The following is a 15,910-nucleotide window of genomic DNA, read 5'->3' as shown; positions in this document are numbered from 1 at the left end:
GCCCGCCGCGACGTCAGCTGCCCGCCGGCGCCCACGTGCCGAGCAGGTGGCCCGTCACAGTGCCGGTGTCGTCGTCGACCATGATGACAGCGATCACGTCCCCGTCCTCGGTGGCGCGGAACCAGTAGCCCATGGGCATCGTGCCGGCCTCGCCCAGGTCGGCGCCCGCGGCGTAGGTGTCCACCCACGTCTGCGCGGCCGCCTGGGCGCCCTGCTCGTCGACGGGTCCGTCGCCGGTCACGGTCCGGGTGGAGCCGCGCCACCCGTCGTCCCAGCCCATCATCCAGTCGGCGCGCGGGCCGTCCATCATCCGGCCGCGCATCATCGAGCCCGGGCCGCGTTCGTCGACGGAGCCGTCGCCGTCCCAGCGCCACCGGTCCCGGCTGTCGCTGAGCCGGAAGCCGCCCCCGTCGTCGTCGCGGGCAGCGGTCCAGGCGACCATGCCGACCACCGACCCGACCAGCAGCACCACCGCGGCGACCAAGGCGACCAGCTGGGCGGTCCGGCCCGTCACTGCTCTCGCCTCATCTCGGCCAGCGCGGTACGGCGGCTGCGGTAGGTCTGCTCGTCGATCTCCCCGACCGCGAACAGGCGGTCGAGGGTCTGCTCCGGCGACTCCGTCGACCCGGCCGGCAGCCCACCGGCGGGCGGCTCGGCGCCCCGGGTCGACCTGGCGTCGCCGGCGGGCAGGAGCCGGACGACCAGCACCACGATCAGGCCCAGCAGCAGCACCCAGAAGAGCCCCATGAACAACCACACGGCACCGAACCCGCCGTTCATCATCCCGTCGTGCCAGCCTCGCATCATGGCCCCGCTCCCCTCGTCTCGCCTGCGCTCTGCTCCCAGTCTGGGCGGCGTGCGTTGCCGGCGTACCCGCGAAGTCGTGAAGGTTTCGTTGACGTCGCCCGGGGCGTCTGCACGCTAGCCTCCCCGCATGCCAGCCAGCGACAGCCTGACCCGCGGGGTCCGGGTCGGGTACGGGTCGGGGTCCGTGGCGACGGGCGCGTTCGGGACCGTGCCGGGTCTGATGCTCCTGCCGTACCTCACCGACAGCCTCGGGATCAGCGCGATCATCGCCGGGTTCATCGTGTTCCTGCCCAAGGCCTGGGACGTGGTGCTCAACCCGATCGCGGGCCGGATCAGCGACCGCACCGTCGACGAGCGCGGTCCGCGGCGGCCGTGGCTGCTGCGGGCGGGCATCGCGCTGGCGGTCGGGTTCGGGCTGCTGTTCGCGGCGCCGGAGATGGGCACGGTGGCCGAGGCCGCCTGGGTGCTGGTGCTGTTCCTGGCGTGCGCGACGGCGTACGCGTTCTTCCAGGTCCCTTACGTCGCGATGCCCGCCGAGATGACCTCGTCGTACCACGAGCGCACGCGCCTGATGACCTGGCGGGTGGCGATCCTGGCGTTCACGATCATGCTCGCGGGCGCGAGCGCGCCGGCGATCCGCGACGCGGTCGGCGGCCGGGAGGGCTACCGGGTGATGGGCGTCGCGATGGCGGTGATCATCCTGGTCGGGGTGGTGAGCGCGTACGCCGGCACCGGCCGCGCCCGGTTCGCCGCGCCGCAGCCCGGCGCCGGCGGCCTGCGCGACCAGCTGCGCATCGTCGCGACCGCGCGCGACTTCCGCTGGCTGCTAACCTGCTTCGTGGTGCAGGCGCTCGCGACCGGCTGCATGCTCGCGGGCGTGGACTACCTGGCCTCGGACGTGCTCGGCAAGGACGGCGCGGCGACGATCCTGTTCATCTGCTTCGTCGGCCCGGCCCTGCTGCTCACCCCGGCGTGGTCGGCGATCGGCACCGCGCTGGGCAAGAAGCGCGGCTACCTCGCCTCGTCGGTCATCCTCGGCGCCGGTGCGCTGCTCGCCGCCACCGCCCGCAGTGCTCCCCCGGCGTTCGTCTACCTCGCGGTCGCGCTGGTCGGGGTCGGGTACGCCGGCTGCCAGGTGTTCCCGATGGCGATGCTGCCCGACGCCGCCGCGGTCGACGCGCAGCGCACCGGCACCAACCGGGCCGGTGTCTACACCGGCGTGTGGACCGCCGGCGAGACGCTCGGCCTCGCGCTCGGCCCGGGCGTGTTCGCGCTGGTGCTGGCGATCGGCGGCTACCGCTCCTCCACCGACGGCGACGTCGTCCAGCCGGACTCCGCGCTGACCGCGATCGTGCTCGGCTTCTCCGTGCTGCCCGCGGTGCTCACGGCCCTGAGCCTGCTGTGGCTGCGCCGCTACTCGCTCGACGCCGCCCAGGTCGACGCGGCGGTGGCCGCATGAGCGCCGGGACCCCCGACCCCCGGGACGCCCTCGCCCGGCTGCGGGCCATGCAGGCCGCGGACCTGCCCGTCCACGGCGGCCGGACGCTGGCCTACGTCTACGACTCCGGCCTCCCCGACGTGGACCGGATCGGCCGCGAGGCGGTCGCGGCGTACGCCGGCTCCAACGGGCTCGACCCCACGGCGTTCCCCAGCCTGCTGCAGATGGAGAACGAGCTCGTCGGGTTCACCGCCGACCTGCTCGATGCCCCGCCCGATGCCGTCGGCACGGTGACCTCCGGCGGCACCGAGTCGTGCCTGCTGACCGTCCAGGGCGCGCGCGACAGCCGCCCCGACGTCGAGCGGCCGCGGATGGTCGTGCCCTCGACCGTGCACGCGGCGTTCCTCAAGGCCGCCCACTACTTCGGCGTCGAGGCGGTCGTGGTGCCGGTCGGCGCCGACTTCCGCGCCGACCCGGCCGCCATGGTGGCGGCGATCGACGAGGCGGCCGAGCGCACCGTGCTCGTGGTCGTCTCCGCCCCGTCGTACGCCCACGGCGTCGTCGACCCGGTCCCGCCGGTGGCGGCGGCCGCCGCCGAGCGGGGCATCCGCTGCCACGTGGACGGCTGCATCGGCGGCTGGGTGCTGCCGTACGCCGCGCGGATCGGCCGCGACGTGCCGCCGTGGACGTTCGCGGTCGACGGCGTCACCTCGATCTCGGTCGACACGCACAAGTACGCCTACGCCCCCAAGGGCACGTCCGTCCTGCTGCACCGCTCGCCGGCGCACCGGCGCCCGCAGTACTTCGCGCATGCCGACTGGCCGGGCTACACCATGCTCAACTCGACGATCCAGTCGACGAAGTCCGGCGGCCCGCTCGCCGGCGCGTGGGCGGTCGTGCAGTCGCTGGGCGACGCGGGCTACGAGCAGCTGACCCGCGAGGTCTTCGAGGCGGTCGACCGGATCGTCGCCGGCGTCGACGCGATCCCCGAGATCGACCTGGTGTGCGTGCCCGACTCCACGCTCGTCGCGCTGGTCACCGACGGCACGTGCGACGCGTTCACGATCTGCGACGAGATGGCGGCCCGCGACTGGTACGTGCAACCGCAGATGTCGTACGCCGGGCAGCCGCCGAACGTCCACCTCTCCGTCAGCGCAGCCACCCTCGCCCACGTCGACGAGCTCCTCACCGCCCTGACGGAGTCGGTGGCCGCGGCGGTCGCGGCCGGACCGGTGGCGGTCGACCCCGGCATCGCGGAGTTCGTCGCGGCCCTCGATCCCACCGCCCTCACCGACGAGGACTTCGACGGGCTGCTGGTGGCCGCCGGGCTGGTGGGCGGCGACGCCGCCGACGGTCTGGCGCTCCCCGATCGGATGGCCGAGGTCAACGCGATGCTCGACCTCGCCTCGCCCGCGATGCGCGAGGCCCTGCTGGTGGCGTTCCTCGACAGGCTGTCACGGCCGACGCGACGGGCGTAGCCTGCCGAGACCGGACCACCTCGGGGGCAACCATGCGACACCGTGCACTCCTGGCAGCCGCGCTCGGCGCGCTGCTCACCGCGCTCGTCCTCGGCGCCGTCGGCGCACCGCCGACGGCGGCCGCCGATCCGCCCGGTGACGTCACCGGGCGGGTCCTCGGACCCGGCGGGGGGCCGTTGGGCGGGGTGGTGGTCCGGATGACGGCGTACGGCGAGCGGGACGCCGCCGCCGCGACGACCACGGCGAACGACGGCACGTTCTCGCTGCCGGGGTCCGCCCGGCCGGCGCGGTTCGTGCTGGTCGTGTGCGGGAGCGACGCGGCCTGCGACGACGTCTGGCAGGCCACGGAGATCGTCAAGACCTACGTCGGACCCGACGAGCAGGCGTTCACCCTCCCGGCGCTGCACGGCTACTTCACCACCGACGTCTCCGGCGGGACGGCCAGCCCGGCCGTCGACGTGGGCGACGTCCACGTCGTCCGCCCGGCGACGCTCACCGTGGTCGACGACACCGGCCACTGGGTCCCGCCGTTCTCCGGCCCCGGGGTGTCGGGGTTGTGGCCCGAGATCCACCAGGACGTCACCGTCTTCCCGGTCCTCGCCCCGGGGACGCACCAGGTCACGCTCGACTGGCTGCACCTGCCGGTGACGGTGACCGCCGGCGAGAGCGCCACGCTGCGGTTCGGTCCCCGCCCCCTGCTGACCGGTCGGATCATGGTCGGCGGCAGGCCCGTCCGCGGTGAGCACGTGGCCGTCGCGACGTCCACCGTGCATCGCTACCACAACACCGCCACCACCCGCACGGGCCGCTACCGGACCGGACCGCTGCCGATCGACCGTCAGCTCACGGTGCGGCTGGGGGCGCAGAGTGACGGCTCCCTCGACCGGGGCAGCGGCCCCAAGCGCGTCTACCACCTGACCCTGCAGCCCGGCGAGGTGCGCAACCTGTCGGTCGCCGTGCGGGCAGGCTCACTCGGCGCGCTCGCCGTGACCGCGGACCTCGGCGACTTCAGCGCCGTCGGCCTGCGCCGCGTGTCCGGACCGGGGCTGGGCAAGCTCATCGTGCACGACGGCCGCGCCCGGACCGGCGGGCTCGCGCCGGGGCGGTACGCCCTGACCGCGTCCTGGCGGACCCAGAACCTCCCCGACGCCCAGGACTGGCGGGCCGATCGCGCGATCGTCCGGGTCCGCGCGGGCCACACCGCCCGGGTGCACCTCGCGCCGCCGACCGGCCCCGGCGAGCTCACCCTGCACGCCGAGCCGGGCTCCTACGTCCGTCTCGACTCCGCCTCGCCCGACGCGACGTTCTCGACGCGCGAGGTGCCGACCAGCGGCGACGTGGTGGTCTCCGGGCTCCCGGCCGGGGAGTACGACGTCACCGTCGCCCGCAACCAGTACGCCACGCCGAGCGACCCGGTCCGGGTGCGGGTCGGCCGCGCGCCGGTCGAGGCCACGCTGCCCCCACCGCCGGCCCTGGGGTCGGCGCGGGTGCGGCTCGTCGACCCCGACACGGGACAGCCGTGGCTGTGGACGGCCGGCGTCATCACCGCGATCTCCTGCCACGGGCAGCTGCCGCTCGAGGACGGCGTCTTCGTCGGCGAGCTCGAGCCGGGCACCTACCGCGACTGCGTCACGTGGGAGCTGTGGAACGACCCGGGCGTGCCGACCGGCACCGGGGGGTGGGGGCAGCACGCGATCGACGGCACCCTCGTGGTGCGCCCCGGCGAGCAGACGACCACCGACCTGGCGGTCGACCTCACGCCGTAGGACCTGTTGATCGAGTCTCGGTCGAGCTGAGCGTCGTCAGGCGCGTGCGACCCCGGGGTCCCCGCGTCATCGGGAGCGAAGCGAGCGATGTCGTGGGGTGGTTGTGTAGGCGCCGTCGCGAGGACATACCGGGTCGTCTGTCGAGCGGCGGCAACGCAGCCAGCGTGCGTGCATGGCGGCGGTCAGCCGACCATGGACTTGATCAACGGGCCCTCACGAACGCGACCACGCTCTCCAGGTCGTAGCTCCCCGCATCGGTGCCCAGCCCCGTCGCGACCTGGGCGGCTGTGGCACAGCCCAGCCGGGCGGCGCCTCCCAGGTCCCGCCCCAGTGACAGCGCCCGCAGGAAGCCCGCCGAGAACGCGTCACCGCAGCCGGTCGTGTCCACCACGTCGATCGCGTACGCCGGCACCTCGATCGTCGCGTCTGCGGTGACCACGAGCGCGCCCTTGCTGCCCTGGGTCACCGCGACGCACCCGACTCCGGCCTCGACCAGCGCCCGCGCGCCCTCGGCGAGCGACGGGGCGCCGGTGAACCCGAGCACCTGCTCGTCGTTGGGCAGCAGGTAGTCGGTGTGCGGGAGGGCCCCGGCCACCCAGGCGAGCATGTCCGGGTCGCCCGGCGCGAGGAGGTCGAGCGAGGTGGTCGCACCGAGCGAGCGGGCGTGCGCCAGCAGCTGCCCCGCCGCCTCGCCGCCGAGGAACTCCGGCCCGCCCAGGTGCACGTGGGTGCAGCCGTCGAGCGCCGCGAGGTCGAGGTCGTCGAGGGTGAAGGCGCCGTTGGCGCCGATGCAGTGCCAGGCCGGGCGGTCGCCGTTGGGCCGCACCGGGATCACCGAGGCCGAGGTCTGCTGGTCGGCCTTGCGCACCAGCCCGGACACGTCGACGCCCTCGCGCTCGAGGAGCGCGAGGAGGGTGACGCCGATCGGGTCGTCGCCGACCGCACCGAAGCTCAGCACCTCCGCACCGAGCCGGCTCAGCTCGACCGCCGTACCGCCCGCGGTCCCGGCCGGGGAGACCCGGATGGTCTCGACGAGCTGGCCGTCGGAGCCGTCGGGGATCGACTCGATGCCGATCACGTGGGTGTCGAGGACGTGGACGCCGATCGTGGCGATCTTCATGGCTGCTCCTGGTCGGTCTCGTGGCCGGCCGGCGGTCGTACGCCGGCGAGGCCCGCGGGGGTGGCGTAGCGCTCGAGGTAGGCCGTCACCAGGGCGATGCCCTCCTCGACCATCGCGTCGTCGCCGTCGAGGGACCGCTCGAACGCGAGCTGGAAGACCCGGTCGCCGACCTCGACGGCCAGCACCGCTGCCGACGCCGGCAGGTCGGGCCGGGCCAGCCCGGCCTCGACGGCGAAGGCCTGCAGCGTCTCGGCGATCCGGGCGTTGTGCTCCCGGCCGAAGCGGTGCACGGCGAGGTTGGTGCGGCCGCGGAGGTAGATCTCCACGAACGCCGGACGCCGGTGGTAGACCCGCACGAACGCCTGCATCGTGGTCCGTACCAGGCTCGCCACCGAGAGCACCTCGACCGCGGCGAGGTCCTCGGCGACCTGGGCGTCCATCTCGTCCATGTCGCGCTGGGCGAGCGCGAGCATGACGTCCTCCTTGTCGGAGAAGTACTGGTACAGCGAGGCGACCGGAGCGCCGGCCGCCTCCGCGATGTCCCGGGTGCTCACCGCCTCGACGCCGTGCTCGACGACGAGCCGCGCCGCCGCGTCGAGGAGACCCTCGACGCGGCGGCGGCTGCGCTCCTGCCGGGGGACCCGTCGCTTCGGGGCTGTGGTCGGGGTCGCGGCAGGCACGACGCCGAGTGTAGGGTACGAAACCGAATGTGACACATGTTCACATCTGGACGCCCCAGGAGCCGCCGTGACCCAGCCCCTGCCCTCCACCCTGACCCGGGCCCGGATCTCTCGCCGTCTGCTGCTCGGCACCGCCTCCGTGGCCGGCCTCGCGCTCGGCACCGGCGCGCTGCACGACGCAGTGGCCGCCGGCTCGCGCCAGGGCTCGCTGCCGCGGAAGGTCGACGCCGTCGTCGTCGGCGGCGGCATCTCGGGCCTGGTCGCCGCCCACGACCTGGCGCGCCGCGGCCACGACGTACTCCTGCTCGAGGCCCGCGGCCGCGTCGGCGGGCGGGTGCTCAACCACCGGCTCAGCGGCCCCGGCACCCACGGCGCCACCATCGAGGCGGGCGGCGCCTTCGTCGGACCGACCCAGGACCACATCCTGCGGCTCGCGCGCGAGCTGAAGGTCCCGACGTTCAAGGAGTACAACACCGGCAACAGCGTCTACGTCTCCTCGATCACCGGCCGCCAGGAGTACTCCGGGACGGTGCCGCCCGACCCCACGATCCTCCCCGACGCGGCGATCCTGCTCAGCCGCATCGACAGCATGGCCGCCGAGATCCCCGTCGACGCGCCGTGGAGCCACCCGAGCGCGGCGGAGTGGGACGCGACGACGTTCGGCGAGTGGATCCGCGCCAACGCGATCAACGGCGACGGCGTCGAGAACCTCATGGAGTGCTGGACCCAGCCCGGGTTCGGCGCCGACCCCAACGAGCTCTCGCTGCTCTACGTGCTCTGGTACATCGCCTGCTCGGGCAACGAGCGCAACGTCGGCACGTTCTCGCGCAACTCCGACACCGCGAACGCCGCCCAGGAGCGCCGGTTCGTCGGCGGCTCCCAGCTGGTGCCGCTGCGGCTGGCCCGCCGGCTCGGCGACGTCGTGGCGCTGCGTGCACCGGTCCGGCGCATCGAGCAGCGCGACGGGCACGTGGTCGTGCACAGCGCCCGCGGCACGGTCCGCGCGCGGCGCGTCGTCGTGGCCGCTCCCCCGCCCCTGGTGCTCGACATCGACTGGTTCCCGCGGCTGCCGACCCGCCGACTCCAGCTGCTCCGCCACCTCGACATGGGCCAGCTGATGAAGTGCGACGCGGTCTACCCGACGCCGTTCTGGCGCGAGGCCGGGCTCACCGGCTTCGGCATCAACGACTCCGGTGCGGCGCGCGCGGTGTTCGACAACTGCCCGAAGGAGGGCGAGCCGGGCGTGCTGCTGGCCTTCGTCGGCGGGTCGACCTGGCGGCAGTACGGCGTGCTGCCGCTCGCCGAGCGCCGCCAGGCGGTGCTCGAGGGCTTCGCGGCGATGTTCGGCGAGCAGGCCCTGCACCCCATCGACTACACCGAGCAGGACTGGACGCAGGAGCGCTGGACCACGGGCGGCCCGGTCGCCAACTACGCGCCCGGCACGATGGTGCGGTTCGGGTCGGCGATCCGGAAGCCGTTCGGCCGGGTCCACTGGGCCGGCACCGAGACCTCGACGTACTGGACCGGCTACATGGACGGCGCGGTGCGCGCCGGCGAGCGGGCCGCGCTCGAGGTCGGGGAGCGACTGTGAGCCGGCTGACGGCCGCCCTCGCCGCGGGCGTCCTGGCGCTCACCTGCTGGTCGCCGGCCGCCGCGGCCAACCGGGAGGACGGCGACACCCGCGTGCTCTCGCTGGTGCCGGCGCCCGGCTTGCCGGCGTACGTCCACGTCCACACCAACGGTCGCGTGTACGCCGGCAGCTACATCGACTCCGGCAGCTCGGCGCCCTCGCGGGTGTTCGAGTGGCGCGCCGACGGCACCCTGCTGCGCAGCTGGACGGTGCCGGGCCAGCGGCTCGGCGAGGACCACGGCGTCCAGGTCGCCAACCAGACGCACGACGGCCGGCTGGTGCTGCTGGAGACCTCGACCGCGTCGGTGCTGACGCTGGACGTGAGGACCGGGCGGTTGCGCCGGGTCGTGCGGTTCCCCGACGGCGCGGTGCCCAACTACGTCACCTGGGGGCCGGGCGGCGCGATGTTCGTGACCGACTACGCCGAGGGCGTGATCTGGAAGGTGCCGCACGGGTCGCGGACGCCGCGGCGCTGGTTCGCCTCGCCCGCGCTCACCGGGGTCGCCGAGTTCGGCACGACGGGCATCCGCTACCGACCGGGGCGCCACGACCTGCTGATCACCCAGCAGACCGTCAGCGACGGCGGGACGCTGCCCACCAACGGAGCGCTCTACCGGCTGCCGGTCGGCGAGCACGGCCGGCCGGGGCGGATCGAGACGCTGTGGACGTCCCAGCCCGGCGACCTGCCCGACGGGTTCGGCATCGGCCGGTCCGGGCACGTGTACGTCGCGCTCGCCGGCCTGTCCAACCAGCTCGTCGAGCTGACCGCCACCGGCGACGAGGTGCAGCGCTACGGCACGGCCCTCACCGGCGACAACGGCTCGCCGATCCCCTTCGACACCCCCTGCAGCGCGACGTTCCTGGGGCCGAGCGTGCTGGTCGCCAACCAGTCCGCCGTCGCCGGCGACGCCACCCACCAGGCGATCCTCGACGTGCACGTGGGCGAGCCCGGCCGCGCGCCGTACCTGCCGCGCCGCGCTGGGTTCTGAGGCGTGCCTGGACCGGCCGCCCGACCGCTAGCCTGCCGGACGTGAGCGCACTGGCAGGGCTGGTCGACAAGGGGCTGATGGCGCCGGACTGGGCCCAGGCCCTGGCGCCGGTGGACGAGCAGATCGCGGCGATGGGGCGGTTCCTGCGCGAGGAGCTCGCGGCGGGCCGGCCCTACCAGCCCACGGGCGAGCGTGTCTTCCGCGCGTTCGAGCGCCCGCTCGCGGACGTCCGCGTGCTGATCGTCGGGCAGGATCCCTACCCCAACCCGGAGCACCCGATCGGGCTCAGCTTCGCGGTCCGTCGCGACGTGTGGCCGCTGCCGCCCAGCCTGGTGAACATCTACACCGAGCTGCGCGACGACCTCGGGATCATGCCGCCGCGCCACGGCGACCTGACGGCGTGGGCCGACCAGGGCGTGATGCTGCTCAACAGGAGCCTGACCGTGCAGCCCGGTGCCTCGAACAGTCACCGCGGCAAGGGCTGGGAGCCGATCACGGCGCGCGCGATCGAGGCGCTCGCGCGGCGGGGCGGACCGCTCGTGGCGATCCTCTGGGGCAGCGACGCCCGCAACCTCAAGCCGATGCTGGGCGCGGTCCCGGTCGTCGAGTCTCCACACCCGTCCCCGCTGTCGGCGTACCGCGGGTTCTTCGGGTCGCGCCCCTTCAGCCGCGCGAACGCGCTGCTCGTCGAGCAGGGCGCCGTACCCCTGGACTGGTCTCTCCCGCTGGAATAAAGTTGAACCTACAACTATTGTGGCAGTCATGAACGACGCGCGCATGCCTGCTCTCTACATCGGCCACGGTGCCCCGCCGCTGCTCGACGACCCGGTGTGGTCGGGCCAGCTCGCGGCGTGGGCGCGGGACCTCCCGAAGCCCCAGGCGATCCTCATCGTCAGCGCCCACTGGGAGTCCGCTCCGGTCAGCCTCAGCGCGAGCGGTGCGCCGCTGGTCTACGACTTCGGCGGCTTCGACGCCCGCTACTACCGGATGACCTACGAGACCCCCGACGCCACCGCGCTCGCCCAGCGGGTCGCGGCGATGATGCCGGCCGCCGAGCCGGTCCACCAGCACGCGAGCCGCGGGCTCGACCACGGCGCGTGGGTGCCGCTCAAGATCATGTACCCGCACGGCGACGTCCCGGTGCTCCAGATGTCGCTGCCGACCCACGACCCGGTCCGGCTGATGCGGCTCGGCGAGCGGCTGCGCCCGCTGCGCGACGAGGGCGTGCTGATCATCGGCTCGGGCTTCCTGACCCACGGCCTGCCGTTCCTCAAGGACTGGCGCATCGACGCCGCCGCTCCGGGCTGGTCCAAGGACTTCGACGCGTGGGCCGGCGAGGCGCTCACGCGCGGCGACGTCGACGAGCTCGCGAACTACCGCGCGCACGCCCCGGGCATGCCCTACGCCCACCCGACCGTGGAGCACTACACGCCGCTGTTCGTCACCCTGGGCGCGGCCAGCGACCCCACCGACCCGGGCCTCCAGGTCATCGACGGCTTCTGGATGGGTCTCTCCAAGCGCTCGCTCCAGGTTGCCTGAGCAGCGCTGCGCGAGGCACGAGCGCAGCGCGTGGGCGAAGGCAGATTGAGCAAGCCCCGCGCCTGAGCTTGCGAAGGCGCGATGGCGCGTCGACATCCAGTGAGACCGGAGTCGGGCTCGTGCCGTTCAGCGGATGCGGGTCTTGCGCATCATCCGCAGGCCGCTGAGCATCCCCTTGACGTACTTGTCGTAGTCCGCGCCGGGCTTGGCGCCCATCACCTGCTTCTTCAGCACGGCGAGGTTCTGGACGTCGGTGTACTTCAGCAGGCCCTGGTCGCCGTGGCGGGCACCGACGCCCGACTGCTTGACGCCGCCGGACGGCGTGCCCTTCGAGGCGAACGCCGTGGCGAGGATGTCGTTGACGTTCACGTTGCCCGACTCGATCCGCTTGCCGACCTGGCAGGCGGTGGCGAGGTCGCCGCCCCACACCGAGGCGTTGAGGCCGTACTCCGTGTCGTTCGCCAGCGCGACCGCCTCGTCGACCGACGAGTACCGGTGCAGCGCGACGACCGGACCGAACGTCTCGGTGACCCCGCACAGCATGTCCTTGGTGACGCCCTCGAGGATCGTCGGCTCGAAGAACGCCGGCCCGAGGTCGGGTCGTGGCTTGCCGCCGGTGAGGACGGTGGCGCCCTTGGCGACCGCGTCGTCGACGTGGGCCTTGACCCGCTCCATGTGGTCGGGCGAGACCAGCGAGCCCATGTCGGGGCCGAAGTCGTACGACGCCCCGATCGTCAGCGCCTCGGTCGCGGCCACGAACCGGGACTTGAACTCGTCGTACCGCGACGCCGGCAGGTACATCCGCTCGACGTGCATGCAGATCTGGCCGGTGTTGCCGAACGCGCCGAAGATCGCGCCCTGCACGACCTCGTCCAGGTTCGCGTCCTCGAGGACGATCATCGGGTTCTTGCCACCGAGCTCGAGGCAGCAGCCGATCAGGTTGCGCCCCGCCCGCTCGCCGATCACCCGGCCGGTCGCGGTGGACCCGGTGAACATCACGTAGTTGGCGTTGTCGATCAGCGTGGGGCCGACGTCCGGACCCTCGCCGCAGACGACCTGGAACAGGCCCTTCGGGAGGCCGGCCTCCTCGAGCATCTGGATGCCGTAGAGCGGCGACAGCGCGGTCTTGTTGTCGGGCTTGAGCACGATCGCGTTGCCGGCCATCAGCGCCGAGATCGAGTCGGAGATGCCGGTGGCGAACGGGAAGTTCCAGGGCGCGATGATGCCGACGACGCCCTTGGGCTGGCGGATCTCGGTGGACGTGCTGAGCAGCGGCACCGGGCCGCCGCGCCTGACCGGCTTGAGCAGGTGCGGCGCCCGCTTGAGGTAGTGGCTCATCACCATCACCGGGTCGCAGGTCTCCTCGATCGCCATCCGCCGGTTCTTGCCGCTCTCGACCTGGATCAGGTCGGTCGTGGTCTGGGCGTTGTCGAGGAAGAGGCTGTGCGCGCGCTTGAAGACCGCGAGCCGCTCCTTGAGCGGCCTCGCAGCCCAGGAGCGCTGGGCCTCCCGGGCGGTCGCGAAGGCTGCCTCGATGTCGGCGGGCGTCGACTGCGGCAGCTCGACGAGCACGTCGCCGGTGTAGACCTCGGTGAGCTTCCAGGTGCCGCCGCTGGTGGAGGGCACGCGGGAGACGAGCCTGTCGAGGAACGCGTCGGTGATCGACGCCGGTCGCTGCAGAGCCATGGCACTCACGCCTTCCCGAGCACGAGGTCCGCGCCGCGTTCGCCGATCATGATCGACGGCGCGTTGGTGTTGCCACCGGTGATCGACGGCATGATCGAGGCGTCGCAGACCCGGAGGCCCTCGATGCCGCGGACCTTGAGGTCGGGGGTGACCACCGAGAGCTCGTCGGCGCCCATCCGGCAGGTGCCGACACCGTGGTAGACCGACGTCGCGCGGTTGAGGATCGCGTCGCGCAGCGCCTGGCCCTTGAGGCCGGCGCCGGGGTGGATCTCCTCCTTCACCGCCCCGCCGAACGCCGCGCCGCCCATGATCTCGCGGACCATCTCCGAGCCCTCGGCCAGCACCTCGAGGTCGCCGGGGTCTGCGAGGTACTGGAAGTCGATCAGCGGCGCGGCGGTCGGGTCGCTGGACGCCAGCCGCAGGGTGCCGCGGCTGCGGGGGTAGATCAGCGTCGAGAGCAGCGTGATCGAGGTGCGCGGGTCGACGTCGTGGCGGATCGGCTCGTCCTGGTTGGGCGAGACGTACGACCACGGCAGCAGGTGCAGCTGGAGGTCCGGCACGTCGGTCGCCTGGGACGTACGCAGGAACGCGACCGCCTCGAACACCGAGTTGGCCATGAACGTCTTGCCCGGGCGCAGCGCCTCCTTGAGCACGCCCTTGCCGAAGAAGAAGGCGTTGCCGCGCATCTTCGACGTCGTCACGTGGAAGGTCAGCGCGTGGAAGAGGTGGTCGTGCAGGTTGTCGCCGACCGGCAGGTCGGCGAGCACGTCGATGCCGTGGTCGCGCAGGTGCTGGGCGTGGCCGATGCCCGAGAGCATCAGGATCTGCGCCGAGCCGACGAACCCGGCCGAGAGGATGACCTCCTTGCCGGCCCGGACCGTACGGCGGCTCCCGCCTCCCTTGCCGAGGTCGGTCACCTCCACGCCGGCGGCGCGGCCGTTCTCGACGACGACCTTGGTGACCAGCACCTCGGTCTGCAGCTGCAGGGTCGGCACGTCGAGGTTGTGGATGTAGCCGCGAGACGCGCTGTAGCGCAGGCCGCCGGCAGCGTTCTGCTGCATCCGGCTGACGCCCTCCTGCGACTCGGCGTTGTAGTCGTCGAGCACCTTCACGCCGAGCACGTCGGAGGTCGCCTGGATGAACTGCAGCGAGCCCTCCTGCGGCGCGGCGTTGCGGGTGACCTTGATCGGCCCGCCGGCGCCGCGGTAGTCGTTGGCACCGCCCTCGAAGTCCTCCATGCGCTGGTACGCCGCGTTGACCTCGTCGGCCGACCAGCCGGTGCAGCCCTCGGCGGCCCAGGCGTCGTAGTTGGCACGGTTGCCGCGGACGTAGACCATGCCGTTGATCGAGCTGGAGCCGCCGACGACCTTGCCGCGCGGGACGGGCATCTTGCGGTCCAGGATGTGCTTCTGCGGCGTGGAGTAGTAGCCCCAGTCGACCCGCTTCTTGATCTCGGGGACCGAGTGCATCGGGCCGATCATGCCGGGCTTCTTCACCAGGTACTGCTCGTCGCTCTTGCCGGCCTCGAGCACGATCACGCTCGCGCCCGACTGGGCCAGCCGGCCCGCGATCGCGGCGCCCGAGCTGCCGGAGCCGACCACCACGTAGTCGGCCTCGTTCTGGTACGGCGTCTTGGCCATGGGTCAACCTCGCTGGAGCAGGGCGGCATACCGCAGGAATGTGTGCGCGGCCACACTGTAACGTGTTCTAGTTGTCCGAGCCAGGGGCTGCGCTCCTTGCGAGCTCGCTCGCCAAGACCGCAGACCCTGTGTCTGCGAGGAGGTCGAGGAGGCGACCGGCGTCTCGAGACCGGAGCAACTCTGCAGCTGAGCGAGTCATCCCACCAGCGGTCAGCACCCGCGTGCCCATGGCAAGCGCACACCACCACGCAGACCCGCCGTACGAGAGGATGCCCTGGTGCAGATCCTCTCCATCCAGTCCTCGGTGGCCTACGGCCACGTCGGCAACTCGGCGGCGGTGTTCCCCCTCCAGCGGCTGGGCCACGAGGTGTGGCCGGTGAACACCGTGCACTTCTCCAACCACACCGGGTACGGCGCCTGGCGCGGCCCGCTCCTGGACCCCGTGGACGTGCGCGAGGTGATCGCCGGCATCGGCGATCGCGGCGCGCTGGCCGGGATCGACGCGGTGCTGTCGGGCTACCAGGGCGACCCGGCGGTCGGCGCGGTGATCCTCGACGCGGTCGCCCGGGTCAAGGAGCTCAACCCGGACGCGGTCTACTGCTGCGACCCGGTGATGGGCGACGTGGGGCGCGGCATGTTCGTGCGGCCGGGCATCCCGGAGTACCTCCGCGACACCGTGGTGCCGCGCGCGGACATCCTGACGCCCAACCACTTCGAGCTGGACTTCCTCACGGGCCGGGCGACGAGCAGGCTGGCCGAGATCGTCGACGCCGTCGACGAGCTCCGCGAGCGCGGGCCGCGCGACGTGCTGGTCACCAGCGTCGTGCACGGCGAGGTCCCCGAGGGGCGCATCGACGTGGTCGCGGTCTCCGATGCCGGCGCCTGGGCGGTGGAGACGCCGCTGCTGCCGATCACGCCGAACGGCTGCGGTGACGTCACGGCCGCGCTCTACCTCGCACACCTGCGCGGCACGGGGTCGGCCGAGACCGCGCTCGCCCGGACCACGTCGTCGGTGTTCGCGATCCTCGAGGAGACCCTCGCGGCGGGCACCCGAGAGATCCAGCTGGTCGCCGCCCAGGAGGCGATCGCCCATCCCCCGGCGCGGTTCGAGGTACGCCGGCTCCGCTGAGCCTCGAT

The 15,910-nt window shown here is 73.0% G+C and carries 14 protein-coding genes; 8 read left to right on the top strand and 6 right to left on the bottom strand.

Annotated elements, in window-relative coordinates; genetic code table 11:
• Positions 1 to 13: 13 nt before the first annotated feature.
• Together QQZ14_RS05510 and QQZ14_RS05505 are read right to left on the bottom strand one after the other, a co-directional pair.
• Positions 14 to 514, bottom strand: coding sequence for a hypothetical protein (locus tag QQZ14_RS05510; protein ID WP_284533214.1), 501 nt, complete (start codon positions 512 to 514; stop codon positions 14 to 16).
• The gene (locus QQZ14_RS05505; protein WP_284533213.1) at positions 511 to 807 is read right to left on the bottom strand and encodes a hypothetical protein; all 297 of its coding nucleotides are present in this window, start codon (positions 805 to 807) and stop codon (positions 511 to 513) included. Before QQZ14_RS05505 ends, QQZ14_RS05510 begins: the two co-directional genes overlap by 4 nt.
• A gap of 127 nt (positions 808 to 934) precedes the next feature.
• Between QQZ14_RS05505 and QQZ14_RS05500 the strand changes: the two genes are divergently transcribed.
• From QQZ14_RS05500 to QQZ14_RS05490, 3 genes are read left to right on the top strand one after another with little or no spacing between them, the layout of a single operon-like run.
• On the top strand, positions 935 to 2,266 hold the full coding sequence (locus QQZ14_RS05500) for an MFS transporter (RefSeq protein ID WP_284533212.1): 1,332 nt from the start codon (positions 935 to 937) through the stop codon (positions 2,264 to 2,266).
• Positions 2,263 to 3,723: a pyridoxal phosphate-dependent decarboxylase family protein gene (locus QQZ14_RS05495; RefSeq protein WP_284533211.1), complete on the top strand. Its 1,461-nt coding sequence runs from the start codon at positions 2,263 to 2,265 to the stop codon at positions 3,721 to 3,723. Before QQZ14_RS05500 ends, QQZ14_RS05495 begins: the two co-directional genes overlap by 4 nt.
• A 32-nt stretch (positions 3,724 to 3,755) precedes the next feature.
• On the top strand, positions 3,756 to 5,489 hold the full coding sequence (locus tag QQZ14_RS05490) for a hypothetical protein (protein WP_284533210.1): 1,734 nt from the start codon (positions 3,756 to 3,758) through the stop codon (positions 5,487 to 5,489).
• Positions 5,490 to 5,691: 202 nt separating this feature from the next.
• Here QQZ14_RS05490 and QQZ14_RS05485 read toward each other — a convergent pair whose 3' ends face one another.
• Positions 5,692 to 6,609 (bottom strand): carbohydrate kinase family protein, encoded by a 918-nt coding sequence (locus QQZ14_RS05485; protein ID WP_284533209.1) that lies wholly within the window; start codon positions 6,607 to 6,609, stop codon positions 5,692 to 5,694.
• A complete protein-coding gene (locus tag QQZ14_RS05480) occupies positions 6,606 to 7,289 on the bottom strand; it encodes a TetR/AcrR family transcriptional regulator (protein WP_284533208.1) in 684 nt (227 codons plus the stop codon). Before QQZ14_RS05480 ends, QQZ14_RS05485 begins: the two co-directional genes overlap by 4 nt.
• Before the next feature lie 67 nt (positions 7,290 to 7,356).
• On the opposite strand from QQZ14_RS05480, the gene QQZ14_RS05475 reads away from it, so the two are divergent.
• From QQZ14_RS05475 to QQZ14_RS05460, 4 genes are all read left to right on the top strand, one after another.
• On the top strand, positions 7,357 to 8,880 hold the full coding sequence (locus QQZ14_RS05475) for a flavin monoamine oxidase family protein (protein WP_284533207.1): 1,524 nt from the start codon (positions 7,357 to 7,359) through the stop codon (positions 8,878 to 8,880).
• On the top strand, positions 8,877 to 9,908 hold the full coding sequence (locus QQZ14_RS05470) for a hypothetical protein (RefSeq protein WP_284533206.1): 1,032 nt from the start codon (positions 8,877 to 8,879) through the stop codon (positions 9,906 to 9,908). Before QQZ14_RS05475 ends, QQZ14_RS05470 begins: the two co-directional genes overlap by 4 nt.
• A gap of 77 nt (positions 9,909 to 9,985) precedes the next feature.
• Positions 9,986 to 10,642, top strand: a complete 657-nt coding sequence (locus tag QQZ14_RS05465) for a uracil-DNA glycosylase (RefSeq protein WP_284533237.1) — start codon at positions 9,986 to 9,988, stop codon at positions 10,640 to 10,642.
• A gap of 28 nt (positions 10,643 to 10,670) precedes the next feature.
• Positions 10,671 to 11,447 carry a dioxygenase family protein gene (locus QQZ14_RS05460; RefSeq protein ID WP_284533205.1) on the top strand — a complete coding sequence of 259 codons (777 nt, stop codon included), beginning with the start codon at positions 10,671 to 10,673 and terminating at the stop codon, positions 11,445 to 11,447.
• Positions 11,448 to 11,573: 126 nt separating this feature from the next.
• Here the strand turns inward: QQZ14_RS05460 and QQZ14_RS05455 are convergent, their stop codons facing one another.
• Both QQZ14_RS05455 and QQZ14_RS05450 read right to left on the bottom strand, forming a co-directional pair.
• Positions 11,574 to 13,133: a succinic semialdehyde dehydrogenase gene (locus tag QQZ14_RS05455; RefSeq protein WP_284533204.1), complete on the bottom strand. Its 1,560-nt coding sequence runs from the start codon at positions 13,131 to 13,133 to the stop codon at positions 11,574 to 11,576.
• Positions 13,134 to 13,138: 5 nt separating this feature from the next.
• The gene (locus QQZ14_RS05450; RefSeq protein ID WP_284533203.1) at positions 13,139 to 14,773 is read right to left on the bottom strand and encodes a GMC family oxidoreductase; all 1,635 of its coding nucleotides are present in this window, start codon (positions 14,771 to 14,773) and stop codon (positions 13,139 to 13,141) included.
• Positions 14,774 to 15,050: 277 nt separating this feature from the next.
• Here QQZ14_RS05450 and pdxY point away from each other — a divergent pair, with 277 nt between their 5' ends.
• Entirely contained in the window at positions 15,051 to 15,902 is an 852-nt protein-coding gene (gene pdxY, locus QQZ14_RS05445; RefSeq protein ID WP_284533202.1) for a pyridoxal kinase PdxY, read from the top strand.
• The last annotated feature ends 8 nt before the right edge of the window (positions 15,903 to 15,910 follow it).

Origin of the sequence: Nocardioides sp. T2.26MG-1 (assembly GCF_950101795.1) — a bacterium.
Taxonomy (GTDB): domain Bacteria; phylum Actinomycetota; class Actinomycetes; order Propionibacteriales; family Nocardioidaceae; genus Nocardioides.
This window is presented reverse-complemented; position numbering and strand designations above follow the sequence as displayed.